The following is a 14,562-nucleotide window of genomic DNA, read 5'->3' on the forward strand; positions in this document are numbered from 1 at the left end:
GAGAGGGAAAGGACCGACACGTGGACGAGATCGACCGGGCCATCCTGCGGGAACTGCAGACCGACGGACGCATCGCGTACGCCGACCTCGGCCCCCGGGTCGGCCTGTCCGCGTCCGCCGCCCGCCAGCGCCTGCAACGGCTGCTGGACTCCCGTGCCGTCCAGGTCGTCGGCGTCACCGACCCGATGGCCATGGGCGGCCAGGCCATGGCCCTGCTCGGCATCACCGTCGACGGCGACCCGCGTCCCGTCGCCGACGCGCTCGCCACCCACCCCGAAGTGGTGTACTCCGTGTTCACCTCCGGAGGCTTCGACCTCTTCGCGGAGGTCGTCAGCCCCACCACCAAGGAGCTGCTGGACTTCGTCAACGACACCGTGCGGCCCATCGAGGGCGTCGGCGCCGTCCAGTCCTTCCCCTACTTCGCCATCCACACCCACCGCTTCCTGTGGGACGTCGGCTGAGAACAGGGCCGGTGCCGCCCCTGACATCCCGCTCCGGTAGAACTGGCTGCCATGCGCATCGACTACGCCCCCGAGTCCCTGGGCGCGGGAGCCTTCTACCGGCTCCTCACCGCCGTCGTCGTCCCCCGGCCGATCGCCTGGGTGTCGACCCTCGCGGCCGACGGCACGACCGCCAACCTCGCCCCGCACTCGTTCTTCACCGTCGCCTGCACCGACCCGCCGGTCGTCCAGTTCACCTCCGTCGGCCGCAAGGACTCGCTGCGCAACATCGAGGCCACCGGCGAGTTCGTGGTCAACCTCGCCCCCGAACCGCTCTTCGAGCAGATCAACGCCAGCGGCGTCGACTTCCCCGCCGAGGAGGACGAGTTCGACGCCATCGGTATCGAGCGGGAGCCCTCGGCCCTCGTCAAGCCGCCCCGCGTGGCCGCCTCGCCGGTGGCACTGGAGTGCCGGCTCCACTCCACCCTGGGCATCGGCAACTCCACCCTCGTCCTCGGGCAGGTGGTGCACGCCGCCGTCCACGAGGACGTCGTCGTCGACGGACACCCCGACATCCGCAGGCTGCGGCCGCTGGCCCGGCTCGGCGGCAACGAGTGGAGCACGATCGGCGAGGTCCGCGAACTGGCCCGGATCGCCTACCGCGACTGGCCGACATCCTGACCGGGGAGGGTGCGGTGCCCGCGGGCGTCGGGGTGCCGCACCCTCCGTAGAGTGATCAAGTGACGCAACACGACGCAGCCGACGCCCACTTGCCCTCCCTCACCGTCGCCCAGGCCGACCGCCTGCGCCGCCTGACCGCCGACCACTTCGCCGCCCGGTACGGCATACGCCCGGCGGTCGAGGCGGACGTCGTCGAGCACGACGGCCACCGGCATCCCCTCACCCACCTCGCCCGATGGTGCCGGGACGCGCCGGAGGAGAGCTGGGCCGGTCTCGTGCGGCAGCACTTCACCCGCCTGGAGTCCGCCTCCCGCGGCGACGAGGACCCGCAGGAACTGCTGCGCGGCACCCGCCTGCGCCTGCTGCCGTCCGACGCCCTCCCCGCCGACGCCGCGGACCACTTCCGGTACGTGCGCCCGGTGGCCGAGGACCTCCTCGCCGCCCTCGCGCTGGACACGCCCGAGTCCGTGCGGATCCTCGGCGACGCCGACCTGGCGCGGACCGGTCCCGACGCGCTGTGGGCCGCCGGACGCGCCAACCTGCTGGCCGAGCCCGTGGAGTACACCCAGGTCCCGCGCCCGTCGGGAGCGCTGCTGCACTCCGTCCACGGCGACTCCCACTTCGTCGCGAGCAAGGCACTGGTCCTGCCCGAGCTGGTCCGGGACGTCACCGGACGCGACCTGCCGGAGGCCGGCGCCCTCGTCGTCGTACCGACCCGGCACCTGCTGGCCTTCCATCCGATCGTGGACGGCACCGTCGTGGACGCGGTCAACGACCTGGCGGCGTACGCCCTCGGCGCCTACCAGGACGGCCCCGGCCCGCTCACCCCGCGCCTGTACTGGTGGCACCAGGGCCGACTGGTCTGCCTCACGGCCTTCGACCACGACAGCCGGGCGCTGTCCGTGGTGCCCCCGCCGGAACTCCTGGAGACGATGAGGAGCCTGCGGGGCGCCCCACGCCCGGCGTCCGACGAGCCGGACGCGGAGCGGCTCGCGCGGACCGTGGCCGAGTCCACCGCGCGGCTCGCGCAGGACCCGTCCGGCTTCACGCCCGCCTTCCGGGCCGCCCTGGCCCTGGCCCACGCCCGCTGCGCCGACGACCCCGACGCGGCGAAGCTCGAGACCTGGGAGGCCTGGGTCACCGCGATGCAGATCGGCAGCGCCCTGTTCACCACCACGCTCACCCGCGAGGGCACGGTGCACTGCCGCATCGGCGACCGGGTCCACCCGCTGCCCGCCACCGGCCCGGCCCCCCACGCGACCGCCCGCGCCTGGCTCGACGCCTTCTGGCTCGCCCTCGTCTGCCGCGAGAGCGACCGGCTGAGGACCCTGTGCCGGGTCCCGCTCGACGCCTTGCGCCACGCCGGCCCGCAGGACGACGAGTACGTCTTCCACTGGATCGACACCCTGCAGGGCTACTTCGACGACGTCCCCACCGCTGACATCGTGCCCCGGCTCGTCGCCACCATGGAGTCCTCCCACCCCCACGTGGCCACCCGCACCCCGGCCGACTTCCTGAACCTCGTCGACTACCAGCCCGTCGCGCTCTTCCACCGCGTCCTCACCCAGCAGCAGGACCTCTTCTCCCAGACCCTCGACGAGGCCCTCACCCACCACGCCCGCTACTACGACGGTTCCGACGACCCGCGCCGCCACGTCGCCCTGGGCCCCCTCGCCCTGGCCTGCCTCGCGCACGATCAGGGCTTCCCCGTCGTCACCGCCTCCCCCCACCTGCCGAAGCACCTCGTCCGGCGTTCCTGGTGCGGGGAGTTCGCCACCTGAGGCACGCGACCGAGGGCCTTCCGGGAGCACCGGCGCCCGACGCTCCGTACCCGCGGCGCCCCGTCCGCCGCACAGCGGACGACCCGCCGCCCGGACGCCCCTCGCCCCGGGACCGGGGTGACCCAGGCCCCGGCCCCGCCCCGTCACCCGGCCAGGGCCCGGCCAGCCGTCCCGCGCCACTCGCGCGGCGAGACGCCGTAGGCACCCCGGAAGACGCGGCTGAAGTGGGCCGGATTGGCGAAACCCCACCGCTGGGCCACCGCCGACACCGTGGGGGCCGACGCGTCCCGGCGCCCCAGTTCCCGGGCGCACTCCTCCAGCCGCCGCTGCTGGATCAGCCGGGCGACCGTGACGCCCTCGCCCTCGAACAGGCGGTGCAGGTAGCGCACGGAGATGTGGTGCGCGGCGGCGACCGTGTGCGGGGACAGCTCCGGATCACCCAGGTTGCGGTCGATGTGGTCGCGGACGCGCAGCACCAGGTGGCCGAGGGCGCCCGCCTCCTCCTTCCCTCCCCGCCGCGTCCGCTCCTCCACGAGCGTGGCGAAGAGGTCCACCACACCGGAGGCCAGCCGCGCCGCGACGGACGGCGAACACGCCGGAACCGAGGTGGTGAGAGCGGTCAGGAACGACACCAGCAGCGCACCGAACCCCTCCCGGGCGGGGATCGCCGTACCGGTGACCTGCCGTACGGACCCGTCGGGCAGCCCCACCGCGCGGCGGGGGATGTGCACCACCCGGGTGGCGAACGGCTGCGGGTAGTCCAGGGAGTACGGGCGGGTCGTGTCGTAGACGACGAGGTCGCCCACGCCGACGCCGGCGTGCCGGCCGTCCTGGACGAGGGTCGCCGTACCCGCCGTCTGGACGCCGACCGCCACGTAGTCGGCGGGCGTGCGGGCGATGTGCCGGTGGGTACGGCTGGCGCGCTGCGGGTCGGCCTCGATGGAGCAGATCCGCAGGTGTCCCAGGCGCGCGCTGGAGATCCGGCCGGAGAACGGCCCGTCGCCGCGCGCGGTGACCGCCATCGGCACCAGCGCCGTGCTCAGCGCGTCGCGCCAGTAGGCGAGTTTCTCCCCGTCGGGGACCGAAGCCGTCGTCAGCACCAGGTTCACCCGGTTCTCCTCTCCACCTGTGCGGTACCGGCGGAGACCTCGGATCCGTGGCGCGGTGAGTGACCGGGGCCCGGGGGCCCGCTGCTGCCGGTCGCCGGGGCGGGCGGCGACGCTGCGGCCCCATTTCCCCGCCGTCCTCAGCCAAGCAGGGCCCCGGGACGGTTCCCAGGCAGGAAGCAGGCAGAAACCGCCGGCGGGCCGGTGCCCGCACGGACAGTGCGCGCAGAGAACAGTCGGGTGCGCTCGCGGACAAGACGCGGGACGCACGGCGGGACGAGGATGGGGGCACGACGAGGGGAACTCGCCCGCCGGCGACGCCCGGACCCGCCGTCTTTCCCGTGCCGCGGCGGCACGGGAAAGACGGCCGGTCAGTCGGCGTCGAGGCGGGCGAGAAGGTCGCGGGCCCGGGCGACGCGCTGGGGGTCGGCGTCCAGGCCGAGCGCGACACAGCGGGCGTAGGCCTCCCGCGCCTCCCGCGGCCGGCCCGCGGAGAGCAACGCGTCGCCCAGATGGACGAGATGACGGCTCTCCATGGCGGCGTTGCCGCTCTTGCGGGAGATCGCCGCGGCCGTGCCGAAGTCGTCGACGGCCTCCGTCCACCGCCCCATCCGGGCGTGGCTGCTGCCCATGCCCGAGTGCAGCGCGCTCCGCGAGAAGTCGGCGATGTGCGGCTCGATCCGGTCGCCGAAGCGCTCCAGGAAGGCCAGCGTGCTCCGGTAGGACACCAGGGCCTCCTCGGGCCGCCCGGAGTCCAGCAGGACCATGGCGTGCCCGTGCTGCGCCTGGAGACTGCCGTGCAGGTCACCGACGGCCTCGAACATCGGCGCCGCACGGTTCATGTGGCCGGCGGCCGGAGCGTGATCGCCGAGGTGGCGCAGGGCCAGCCCGCGGTACACGTGCGCCCACGCCTCCTGCCGTACGTCGGCGGCGCGCCGCGCGGCGGCGAGGGCCTCGGCGGAACGCGCGAGACTGTCGTGCGGGCGTCCCTCGCACACCAGCAGCGCCCAGGCGTGGTAGTTGAGGTGCGTCGCCTCCAGCACCGGATCCCCCAGCGCCCGCGCCGAGCGGGCGGCGGCGCCGAACACCTCCGGCCAGTGCCCCCAGAAGATCCACTGGTCGGAGAACCAGTGCAGCGCCTCCGCCACCTCCACCACGCCGGCGTGGTCCCCGGCGGTCGCGGCCGCGCGCAGCGCCGCCAGCCAGTTGGCGCCCTCGGCCTGCAGCCACCGGCGTGCCTGGTCGGCGCTCGACAGGTCGACGGTGCCCTGCCAGGTGGGCGGGGGAGCGCCGTGGCCGGGCTCGAACCAGCGGCCCGCGACGACCGCCGTCTCCAGCAGCCACCGGTGCAGCGCGGCCCGCACCTCCTCGGCGTCCCGCGCGTTCTCCTCGGCCTCGAGCCGGGCCCGGGCGAACAGCCGCAGCAGGTCGTGCAGCCGGTAACGGTCCCCGTCCGCCCCCAGCAGACCCGTCTCGACCAGCTCCTCCAGCGTGTCCTCGGCGTCGAACACCCGCTGCCCGGTCAGCACCGCCGCACCGGCGGCCCCCACGTCCGGGCCCGGCACCAGCGCGAGCCGCCGGAACAGCCGGGCGGCCGACGGGGTGAGCTGGCGGTACGACAGCGCGAAGGCGGCGTCGACCCGGACGTCCCCGGCGGCCAGCGCGTCCAGGCGCCGGTCGTCGACCGCGAGCCGGTCCGCCAGCCGCCGTACGGTCCAACCGGTGCGGGTGGCCAGCCAGTTGCCGGCCACCCGCAGGGCCAGCGGCAGATGACCGCAGCGCTCGGCGACCTCGGCGAGGGCGGCCGGATCGGCCGCGGCCCGCTCCGCCCCGACGAGGCCGGTCAGCAACTCGGCGGCCTCCCGCGGGCTCAACTCGCCGAGCGGCAGCCGGTGCACGCTGTCCAGTCCGGTCAGCATCCGCCGGCTCGTCACCACCACCATGCCCGCACCGGCGGCCGGCAGCAGCGGGCGCACCTGGCCCTCGTCACGGGCGTTGTCGAGCACCAGCAGACAGCGCCGCTCGGCCAACAGCTGCCGGTACAGCGCCGTATGGCCCCGCGGTCCGGCCTTGACCAGGTCGCGGTCGGACACCTGGAGGGCCTTGAGGACGCCCAGCACGAGTTCGTCCGGGCCGGGCGGATCGTCGTCCGTGCCGCGCAGGTCCACGACCAGCTGGCCGTCGGGAAAACGGCCGGCCAGGTCCCGGGCGGCGTGCAGCGCGAGCGTCGTCTTGCCCGCCCCCGGCGGTCCGGACACGGCCACCACCACCGGCGGGGCGCCCTCGCCGGCGGGGTGCGCCGCGGGAGCGGACGCCGCGGGAAGGTGCGCCGCGAGCCCGGCTAGCCGCCCCAACTCCCGTGCGCGTCCCACGAAGTCGTCGATGCCGCGCGGGAACGCCCGCACGCCCACCGGGCTGTACCCGGGCGTGCGCCCGGCGCGCGCGGCCGCCAGCAGCCGCTCCCGCTGTGCCTCGTCCAGGCCGAGGCCGTCCGCGAGCGCGGCGACCGTCCGCCGCTGCGGAGCCGCCCGCCGTCCGCGCTCCAGATCCCCGATGCCGCGCACGCTCACGCCCGACGCCTCCGCCAGGCCCTCGATGGTCTGCGACACGGACAGCCGCAACTCCCGCAACAGCGCCCCGAACGCCGGCCGCTCCCCGCTCAACCCCGCCCCTCCTGCTCCCCACGCCCCGTCCGTGCCGGCCGGGCACGATCATCCGAATTCTAGGAGAGCCGGCCGGCGGGCCCGCTCCGGTCGCGCGGGCGAGGGACGTTGTCAGTGGTCGCCAGTAGTTTCGTTCTCGTCGCGCCGCTCCGGCGTGACAGCCCCCCTGTGCTGCGCCGGCCCGGCGTACGCCTTGTGCTGCAAAGGAGATGGTGCGTTGTCGGACTGGGAGAGGTCGAGCACGGCCCGGGTGGTGCCGCCCGCACGGCCACGCAAACTCGCCAAGGTCCCCTTCGTCGAACTGGCCGACGGACGCCTCCAGGGCGTGGTCTCCAGCGGCTCGGACATCGAGCGCGTCTACGTCTCGTCGGTCGCCTCCGGCAGCTACGCGTTCGCGTGCAGCACCAACAACAACCGTCCCTGCGGCGGAGCCCGCGGCTCGTTCTGCAACCACATCCGCGCCCTGATCACCGAGGCGGTCCTCCAGTACGGCGCCGAGCGCGTCGCCCGCTGTCTGCGGGTCGATCCCGAGGGCGGGGAGGTGAACGCCCCGGCCCTCACCGCCGCCATGCTCTCCGCCCGCCCCGCGCCGGCGGACGGCAAGGTCACCGCGGCCTCCGTCTTCAGCAGGTTCCTGCGCCACCTCGCCTACCTCGAACTGGCGCCGACCACCGCCCCGTTGCCGGAGATGCAGTGGTTCGCGCCCACCCGGGCGACGGCGACGGCGGTGCCCCCGGGCGAACCCGGCACGAGCGCGGGGGAGGAGCCCGGTGGGAGCGCGGGCGAGGCGCCAGGCCCGCTCACCGCGTCCGTCGACGGGCTCGGCGAGGCCCTGGCGGCGGTCGACGCCTTCGACCGGACCCTCGTCACGGGTCTGCTGCGCCCCCAGCCCGCCCGCGCCGCCGACCTGACGGAACTCGCCCGGGCCGTGGCGGGCACGCCCCTGGCCGCCCGGGCCGCCGAGGCGGCCGAGAAGGCGGCGGCCGGAACCGCGAGCGAGGACCACTTCACCGCCCTCGCCGCCGCCCGCACCGCCCTGCTCGGCGCCGCCCACGACGCGCTGGCCGCCCGTCTCGACGAGATCAGCGGCCGCACCCGCGGCGGGACGACGACACCACCCGCCGAGCGGCAGACGGTCAACCTTCTGCTGGCCGCCCGGACCTGGCTCGCCGACCTCGCCCGCGCCGGCTGGCAGGGCATCGACCACGAACTCGTCGGCGCCGCCGCGCCGATCGTCTCCGCGATGCTGCCCGACCCCGCACTGCGCCGCCTGGCCACCCTGCTCGACGGCTTCGCCGCCGAACTCGCCGCCTCCTGTCCCGGCGCGGCCCTGGACCGGTTCCCGGCCCGCCGGTGGGGAGACCTGTGGGCGCGCGCCCTGCTCCTGACCCGGCCCGGCGCCGCCGAGCCGGCCGCCGCCGGCACCGTCACCGGCCGTCTGCTGCCCCTCGGCGTCGATCTGCACGAACACGCGACCGCCGCGCAGGCCCAGGTGCACGCGGTGCTCGAGCCCGCCGACGGCACCACGCCCCGGCTGGTGCGCGCGAGCGTCTCCGTGCCCAAGCCGGACACCGTCGTCGCGGCCGGCGTCTGGCAGCTCCTGCGGCCGCACCTGTCGCTGCTGACCGCGCTCGGCGAAGGCCGGGCCATGGACCTCACCGACATGCCCCTCACCGAGGAGGGGGACCTGCTCTGGGACGAGGAGCGGGCCCGCGCGGGCGCCCCCGCCGACGCCTTCGCCACCGCCCGGGTCGCCCTGCCGACGGCGACGGCCGCGCCCACCGCACCCCTGGACCGCCATCCCGCGCGCCTCGCCGAACCGGTGTTCCTGGAGGGCTACGACGTCCTCCAGGACGGCGACGCCCTCACCTTCCGCTTCGCCGGACACTCCCTCGTCGTCGACACCGACCGCATTCCGGCCGCCGGGCCGCTCACCCCCGAGGCCGTCGCGGCCTCCGGCGCCTGCATCGGCCTGCTCCGCTGGGACGACGGGGAGTTCCGCGTCCAGCCGCTCGCCGTCGAGACGACCGTGCGCCGCAAGACCGTCGCCCTCCAGGCGGGAGCCTGGGCCGGCGGCACCACCGACAAGACCGGCGTCAAGGCGGAGAAGGCCGCCACGGACGCCGTGACCGTCCTGCGGGAGCGGGCGGGGAGGCTGCTGCGGAAATGACCGAGCACACCACTGAACACACCGCCCGGGCGACGGCGGGCCACGACAACCGCCGCCAGGTCCTCTACTGGCGGCTGCTGGCCCGGCTCTTCGACCCCGAGGAGCAGGCCGCGCTGGAGTCCGCGAGCCTCGCCGTCGTCGAGGACATCGGCCTGCCACCCGCGCTGCTCGACCCCCAGGCCTCCATCGACTCGGTCGTCCAGCGCCACCCGGAGCTGGCCGCCGAGTTCGACGGCCTGATGGTCCCGGAGCCCGACGGGGAGTCCGGCCCGGCCACCGGCGGGGGTGCCGACGGGGACTCTGGAACGAACAGCGGCCGGGGCGCCGGCGCGGCTGCCGACGGGCGCGCCGAGGAAGACGCCGGATCGGCTGCCGGCAGGGGCGTCGACGGGCCCTCCGGCTCGGAAGCCGGCGGCGCTGACCGGCACAGCGGCTCGGACACCGGCTCGGACACCGGCTCGGACACCGGCTTGGCCACCGGTACGGGCGCCGGCGGGGCCCCTGGCTCGGGTGCCGACGGGGACACCGGCGCGGACGCCGGGCGGGTCGTCGACGGTGGCGTGGGCAGGGGTACCCGCGGAGGCGACGGCGGAGGCGACGGTACCGGTGACGGTCGCGATCGTGCCGCCGAGGTGCGGCGTGCGGCGCTGGTCTCCAAGGTGCTGCTCAACGTCTTCTCCACGGGCACCGGAGCCGTCGGCGCCGGACAGTTGTCGCGGTGGCAGTCCGACGCCGGCTGGCTGGAGCGCGCCCTCGGCTGCTCGCCCGGTGACCTGCGCGGCGGCCGCGCCCCGGGCGGCCCCGGCGGCGTCAGCCCGACCGGCTCCGGCGGCAACGGCAGGACACCCGACCTCAGCCGCCTCATCCCGGCGATCGGACCGGAACGGGGCGCCCTGGAAGCCGACCTCGTCCGCCGCATGCGCCTGCGCGAAGTGCTCGCCGACCCGAAGCTCGCCGCGCGGCTCACCCCCAGCATGTCGCTCATCGAGCAGCTCCTGCGCGACAAGAACAACCTCTCCGGCGTCGCCCTCGCCAACGCCAAGGCCCTCATCCGCCGCTTCGTCGACGAGGTCGCCGAAGTGCTGCGCACCCAGGTGGAGAAGGCCACGGTCGGCGCGATCGACCGCTCGGTCCCGCCCAAGCGCGTGTTCCGCAACCTCGACCTCGACCGCACCATATGGAAGAACCTCACCAACTACAGCCCCGAAGAGGAACGCCTCTACGTCGACCGCCTCTACTACCGGCACACCGCCCGCAAGACGACCCCGCAGCGGCTCATCGTCGTGGTGGACCAGTCGGGCTCGATGGTCGACTCCATGGTCAACTGCACCATCCTGGCCTCGATCTTCGCCGGACTGCCGAAGGTGGACGTCCACCTGATCGCGTACGACACCCAGGCGCTCGACCTCACCCCCTGGGTGCACGACCCCTTCGAGACCCTGCTGCGCACCAAGCTCGGCGGCGGCACCGACGGCACCGTGGCCATGGCCCTGGCCCAGCCGAAGATCGCCGAGCCGCGCAACACCGTCGTGGTGTGGATCTCCGACTTCTACGAATGGCAGTCCCAGCCCCTGTTCGACAGCATGGCCGCCCTCCACCGCTCCGGGGTCAAGTTCATCCCCGTCGGGTCGGTCACCAGCTCCGGGCGCGGCAGCGTCAACCCCTGGTTCCGGGAGCGCTTCAAGGACCAGGGCACGCCGGTGCTCTCCGGCCACATCCGCAAGCTCGTCCACGAACTCAAGACCTTCCTCGCCTGACCCCCTCCTCTCACGAAAGGCCCTGTGATGACCGACCTGTTGCGCGCCCCCGCCGAGATCAAGTACGCCGAGGAACTGGACTGGCTGGAGTCGATCGACGACCACCCCAAGCCGTTCTCCTGGCGTCTGTCGCCGAAGATGGTCCGCCTGTTCGTCCTCGGCTCCGAGCGCGCCGACGGCCTCGACCGGGAGATCCCGCAGAAGTGGTTCGGCGACCGCAGCTTCGTGGAGCGCTCCATCGTCACCCTCGCCTCCGACCGCGGCCTGCTGCTCATCGGTGACCCCGGCACCGGCAAGAGCTGGCTGGCCGAGCTGCTGTCCGCGGCGATCTGCCGCAACTCCACCCAGGTGGTGCAGGGCACGGCCGGCACCACCGAGGACCACATCAAGTACTCGTGGAACGTGTCCATGGTGATCGCCAAGGGCCAGTCCCGGGAGTCGATGATCCCCTCACCCATCATGACCGCGATGGAGACCGGCACGATCGGCCGCTTCGAGGAGCTCACCCGGTCCACCAGCGACGTCCAGGACGCGTTGATCTCGATCCTGTCGGAGAAGTACGTCTCCGTCCCCGAACTCGACAGCGACAACATCGTCTTCGCCAAGCCGGGCTTCTCCGTCATCGCCACCGCCAACAGCCGCGACCGGGGCGTCAACGACCTGTCCTCGGCCCTCAAGCGCCGCTTCAACTTCGTCCGCATCCCGGTCGTGACCAACAAGAGGAGCGAGGCGGAGATCGTCCGCTTCCGCACCGAGGAACTGCTGCGCCGCCACCAGATCGACCTGGACGTCCCGCCGACCCTGCTGGACGTGCTGCTGCAGAGCTTCGCCGACCTGCGCGCCTCCGCGGCCGCCGCGGCCGGCGACGACGAGAAGCTGGAATCCGCGCTGTCCACCGCCGAGCAGATCGGCGTCCTGGAGGACGCCATCCTGCACAGCAACTTCTTCGGCGAGCGCGCCCTCACCGCACACACCCTCGCCTCCTCCCTCGTCGGCTCCCTGGCCCGGCGCGAACCGGAGGACCTCGCCATCCTCAACAAGTACCTGCACGGCGTCGTCGAACCGCGCAGCAAGCAAGAGGGCGGCTCCTGGCCGGAGTTCCTCGAGGGCGGCCGCGACGCGATCGCGACCCTGTCGTGAGCGCCCTGCCCGAGGGCACGTTCACCGCCCTGCGCACCCAGCTCCAGGACGCGGCCACCGCCTTCGCCGACGGTCCCGGGGCACTGGAGGGCCTCCTGCGCGGCATCGTCGACGACGTCGAACGCGCCGTGCGCGAGCCGCTGGAGATCTTCCCGGTCTGCCACCACTCACCGGCCTCGGCCCTCGCCATGGCCCGCCGGCTGCGTGAGAAACAGCCGAAGGTGATCTACCTCGAGCTGTGCGAGGACATGGCCCCCCTCCTCACCGAACTGCGCAACTGCCGCCTCCCGGTGGCCGTCCAGGCCTTCGCGACCGAGGTCGACGGCTTCCCCGCCGACTGGTCGCCGCTCTCCGTCGTCGCCCCGGTCACCGAGGCCTCCGCCGAGTACCAGGCGATCGCCTACGCCCTCGACACCCCCGGCGTCGAACTCGTCCTCGTCGACCGCTCCTCCGACCACGTCTTCCAGTGGGAGACACCGCCCGGCGAGGAGACCGGCCCCGACGCGCCGGCCGGTGACGAGGAGACCGCCCTGCACGGCGACGCCGTCGGCGTGGAGATCGGCGACCTGCGGCCCCGCTTCGCCGAACTGGAGGAGCACCTGCTGCGCCACGGACGGGTACGGCACTGGTCGGAGTGGTGGCACCAGTACGTCGAACTGCCGCTCGGCGACAGCGATCACGACACCTACCGGCAGGTCATGCTGCTCATCGGCAGCCTCTTCCGGCGTCTCGCCCCCGGTGACCCGCGACGCCTGCGGGTCGACGAGAACCGCGAGCGGTACATGTGGACGCGGATGCGCGAGCACCTCACCGCCACCGGCGCCGACCCCGCCGACTGCCTCTACGTCTGCGGCGCGTTCCACGCGGCCAGCCGCGTCGAGGAGTTCGGCGTGCACGGCAGTGACACCTTCACCATCAGCCCGCCCACCGCGACCAGGTGGCGGCACGGCCTCATCCCGTCCAGCCACGCGGCCATCGAGGCCCAGTTCGCTCTCGCCGCGGGATCGGTGTCCATCGCCGCGACGGAATGGGCGAAGAACCTCCGGCGCACCGGCGTCCGGCCCTACCGCCTGGCGGGCCAGGCGGGCGCGAAGAAGAGCGGCAGGCCGGTGAGGGCCCTGCCCGCGCCCGCGGCCCCGCCCGCCGACCGGCTCACCGGATTCCTCCAGCGCCCGCCCGCCCTGGACCCCCTCGACGAGGCCGAACTGCTCGGCTGGTCGGTGGACATCGTGCGGGCCGCCCGGCGCAACGGCTACCTGGCCTCCACCGCCGACGCGATCGCCGTGTTCGAGACGTCGATCCTGCTGGCCGGGATGCGCGACCGCGTCAGGCCGACGCCGTACGACTTCCAGGACGCGGCCGTCACCTGCATCGAGAAGGACATCGTGCCGGGGCGGCGGGACGTGCGCCGGCTGGTCGAGATCATGATGGGCGGCGACCGTGTCGGCCAGGTCGGCTACGACGCGCTGCCGCCGCTCGCCCGGGACGTGCACGACCGGCTCGCGCCGCTGAACCTCAGACTCCAGCAGCGCGGGGTGCAGCGGGCCCTGCTGGACATCACCTCCCGGCCCGAACTGGAGCGCTGCTCCGACGTGCTGTGGATGCTGCGCCGTCTGCTGCCCGAGGGCGCCGCACGGCCGATCATGGGCGACCGGCGGCTCGGCGAGCGCCCGATCCAGGAGTCCTGGGACCTGGCGCTCGGTACCCACCAGCGGGCCCTGATCGAACTCGGCTACGAGGGCGTCAGCATCGAACAGGTCCTGGAGCAGCGGCTGCGCCGGGCCGCGTACGCGCCACAGGCCACGACGGCCCAGGTCCTGGAGGCCGTCGAGGACGCCATCCGCTACCTGCGCAGCCGCCGACTCGCCGACGAACTGGGCACCCACGCCCTCCAGGTCCTGGCGGGCGAACGCACCGTCGACGGCGCACCGGAGGTGCTGCTCCGGGTCCGCCGCCTGCTGGCCTACTACCGCACCAGCGAACCGGCGCTGCCGGCCTGGATCGAGTCCTTCGTCAAGACCGGCTACGCGCACTACTGCACCCTGCTGCCGACGGCGTTCACCGACGAGGACGCGACGGTCCGCCAGGTCGCGGCCAGGCTGGGCTTCCTCTTCAGCATGGAGGGCCTGGCCCTGTCCCTCGGCTGCGACCGGACGCAGCTCGAGCTGGCCCTCGCCCAGTCCCACCCGCGGGAGCCCTCGCGGACGGCGCTGCTGTGGGCGGCGCAGACCCATCTGGGCACGCTGTCCCGCGCCGCGCTGCGCACCCGGTGCGACGAACTGCTCGCCAACCCCCTGGTGGTGCCCGCCTACCCCCGCTACCTCAGCGGCTTCGTGCACGCCCTGGAACCGGTGCCGGGGCTGGCCGACTTCGTCGTCGAGGCGGTCTCGAACGCCTTCGCCCGCCTCCCCGACCCGGTCCTGCTGCCCTGGCTGCCGACGCTGATCACCACCCTGCGCTCCGGCGGGGCCGAGCTGGCCCCGCTGCTGATCCGGGAGGCGGGCCGCGTCTTCCCGGCCCGGCTCGCGGAACTGGACGCCTGGGTGCCGCCGTGGCACCTGGCGCAGGAGCCGCCGGCCACCCACCCCCGGCAGCCCGCGCACGCCGCCCGTGGTGTCGCGTTCCTCGCCGCCCACCCGGCGGCCTGCGACGCCCTGGCGGACCTGCTCGGCTACGACGGCACCTGGACGAGCCCGGACCCCGGCGCCCCGCGGGGCTCGGCCCTCCTGACCGGCCACCCCGAGACCGCGATCGCACTGGAGGCGCTGCTGGCGGCCGCCTGACGCAAAGGGCCGCGCCACCGCTGTCATGCGGTGGCGCGGCC

Annotated in this window: 9 protein-coding genes and 1 pseudogene; 8 read left to right on the forward strand and 2 right to left on the reverse strand. The window is 74.3% G+C overall.

Annotated elements, in window-relative coordinates:
* Positions 1-20: 20 nt before the first annotated feature.
* The 3 genes from ACIBBD_RS13140 to ACIBBD_RS13150 are packed head-to-tail and all read left to right on the forward strand — an operon-like array spanning position 21 to position 2,902.
* On the forward strand, positions 21-461 hold the full coding sequence (locus ACIBBD_RS13140) for an Lrp/AsnC family transcriptional regulator (RefSeq protein WP_399419425.1): 441 nt from the start codon (positions 21-23) through the stop codon (positions 459-461).
* Between the two features lie 51 nt (positions 462-512).
* Complete coding sequence (locus ACIBBD_RS13145; protein ID WP_399419426.1) at positions 513-1,121, forward strand: flavin reductase family protein; 609 nt, start codon at positions 513-515, stop codon at positions 1,119-1,121.
* A 59-nt stretch (positions 1,122-1,180) separates the two neighbouring features.
* Entirely contained in the window at positions 1,181-2,902 is a 1,722-nt protein-coding gene (locus ACIBBD_RS13150; RefSeq protein ID WP_399419427.1) for an immunity 49 family protein, read from the forward strand.
* Positions 2,903-3,045: 143 nt separating this feature from the next.
* Here ACIBBD_RS13150 and ACIBBD_RS13155 read toward each other — a convergent pair whose 3' ends face one another.
* Complete coding sequence (locus tag ACIBBD_RS13155; RefSeq protein ID WP_399419428.1) at positions 3,046-4,011, reverse strand: helix-turn-helix domain-containing protein; 966 nt, start codon at positions 4,009-4,011, stop codon at positions 3,046-3,048.
* A 368-nt stretch (positions 4,012-4,379) separates the two neighbouring features.
* The gene (locus ACIBBD_RS13160) at positions 4,380-6,671 is read right to left on the reverse strand and encodes an ATP-binding protein (protein WP_399419429.1); all 2,292 of its coding nucleotides are present in this window, start codon (positions 6,669-6,671) and stop codon (positions 4,380-4,382) included.
* A 193-nt stretch (positions 6,672-6,864) separates the two neighbouring features.
* Between ACIBBD_RS13160 and ACIBBD_RS13165 the strand changes: the two are divergent.
* The 5 genes and pseudogenes from ACIBBD_RS13165 to ACIBBD_RS13185 form a co-directional block, all read left to right on the forward strand.
* A pseudogene (locus ACIBBD_RS13165) lies at positions 6,865-7,392 on the forward strand (hypothetical protein); the annotation flags it as partial.
* A gap of 111 nt (positions 7,393-7,503) precedes the next feature.
* Positions 7,504-8,841, forward strand: a complete 1,338-nt coding sequence (locus ACIBBD_RS13170) for a hypothetical protein (protein ID WP_399419497.1) — start codon at positions 7,504-7,506, stop codon at positions 8,839-8,841.
* Positions 8,838-10,598, forward strand: coding sequence for a VWA domain-containing protein (locus ACIBBD_RS13175; RefSeq protein ID WP_399419430.1), 1,761 nt, complete (start codon positions 8,838-8,840; stop codon positions 10,596-10,598). Before ACIBBD_RS13170 ends, ACIBBD_RS13175 begins: the two co-directional genes overlap by 4 nt.
* 27 nt (positions 10,599-10,625) lie before the next feature.
* Positions 10,626-11,738: an AAA family ATPase gene (locus tag ACIBBD_RS13180; protein WP_399419431.1), complete on the forward strand. Its 1,113-nt coding sequence runs from the start codon at positions 10,626-10,628 to the stop codon at positions 11,736-11,738.
* The gene (locus ACIBBD_RS13185) at positions 11,735-14,521 is read left to right on the forward strand and encodes a hypothetical protein (protein ID WP_399419432.1); all 2,787 of its coding nucleotides are present in this window, start codon (positions 11,735-11,737) and stop codon (positions 14,519-14,521) included. Before ACIBBD_RS13180 ends, ACIBBD_RS13185 begins: the two co-directional genes overlap by 4 nt.
* Positions 14,522-14,562: the final 41 nt, after the last annotated feature.

The organism is Streptomyces sp. NPDC051315, assembly GCF_044455165.1.
Lineage (GTDB): Bacteria > Actinomycetota > Actinomycetes > Streptomycetales > Streptomycetaceae > Streptomyces.